Source organism: Niveispirillum fermenti (genome assembly GCF_048066175.1).
GTDB lineage: Bacteria > Pseudomonadota > Alphaproteobacteria > Azospirillales > Azospirillaceae > Niveispirillum > Niveispirillum fermenti.
In genome coordinates, this window is record NZ_JBLTXA010000097.1 from 1 (window position 1) to 1,303 (window position 1,303).

The window sequence follows — 1,303 nt, forward strand, 5'->3', positions numbered from 1 at the left end:
CGTATCGCAAGGCATTGATGCAATTCAGATTAATTTCGAATCAGACTCTCAGGCATAAGCACATGCTCAGGGATATCCCCAAGCCTCCCAGGCTAGGCCTGACTGTCCGGTCCAAACGGGGGCCAGTTCACACCGTTCCGTTTCTGAAAGCGGAAGCGCTTCAATCTAAGGCCGACATCGCGGCCATAACGTATATTGCGCGCCCATAATTCGATACTTATAATCAGCCCATCCTGCAAACTTAAGGGTATCCAAATGCGATTCAAAGCCGCAGCAGTCGTCGTTCTAATGTATTTGGTCGGCCCCTCGTATGTGAGCGCCCAATCATTTTCAGAGTATTTTGATGCCAAGCTGAATAAGACAAAGGCCTTGCTGGAAAGCGACCCCGTCGAAGCCATGAGGGTGTTTTACGACACTCAACATCGAATGATTGAAATTTATAAGGAATTGATAAAAACAGGTGAACAGTATGCCTCCAAAGCGAGGAGACCTGATCCAGATGCTGCCAAAAAACATTGTGACCTAGCAAAAGAATATGACCAGCTAGCCACCGCTGTTGATGAACATATTAGAACAAAATCATTTCTCGGAACAAAATTGAGTCCCGAGGCCGTTAATCGCCTTACCTCATATAGAGAGGAGATGTATTATAATATGAGAAGTGCGGATAGAGATTGCCGGAAATAGCTAAATAAACGCACCATGAAATTCATGAGGTGCTGATAGCGTGACTTGGCGGAAGATGCGAGCGGACGGTCCTCTCAGCCTAATCCCCACAAGCAAGGTTCTTACGCGCTCCTCTCCAAGGATGGCGCCGCTCGGCTCCCGGCCAAGGAACCTGGGCAGGGTGACTGGGGTAAAGCCAAGGATGCGGCCGGAGAGTAGCCCACAATGCCGGCATCCGGGTCATACCAAGAGCCTTGGGTCCTGACTCTCCTGAACCGCGCCGGGTTTGCCGGAGGCTTGGATTCAATAGTTACGCGGCCATGGCTTTGGTTTCCAGCGCGGCGTAGAAGTTGGCCTCGGCTTCGGCGGGCGGAATGTTCCCGATTGACTCGAGCAGGCGTCGGTTGTTGAACCAGTCGACCCATTCCAGGGTGGCATATTCCACGGCCTCGACGCTGCGCCAGGGGCCGCGACGGTGGATAACCTCCGCCTTGAACAGCCCGTTGATCGTCTCGGCCAGGGCATTGTCGTAACTGTCTCCGACACTGCCGACCGAGGGTTCGATGCCGGCTTCCGCCAGCCGCTCTGTGTAGCGAATGGACAGATATTGGGCGGTCTCAACCGGTCGTCGCAACAG

2 protein-coding genes are annotated in these 1,303 nt (G+C 53.0%); one reads left to right on the top strand and one right to left on the bottom strand.

Going from position 1 to position 1,303, the window contains the following annotated elements:
• Positions 1-255: 255 nt before the first annotated feature.
• Positions 256-687 carry a hypothetical protein gene (locus tag ACM9LZ_RS25815; protein WP_416622367.1) on the top strand — a complete coding sequence of 144 codons (432 nt, stop codon included), beginning with the start codon at positions 256-258 and terminating at the stop codon, positions 685-687.
• Positions 688-976: 289 nt separating this feature from the next.
• On the opposite strand, the gene ACM9LZ_RS25820 is transcribed toward ACM9LZ_RS25815, so the two are convergent.
• A partial coding sequence (locus ACM9LZ_RS25820; RefSeq protein WP_416622368.1) for an integrase core domain-containing protein occupies positions 977-1,303 on the bottom strand: 327 nt, incomplete at its 5' end.

What these genes read in the sequence shown, in the direction of transcription:
- ACM9LZ_RS25815 (WP_416622367.1), top strand. Translation starts at nt 256, where the DNA reads ATGCGATTCAAAGCCGCAGCAGTCGTCGTTCTAATGTATTTGGTCGGC.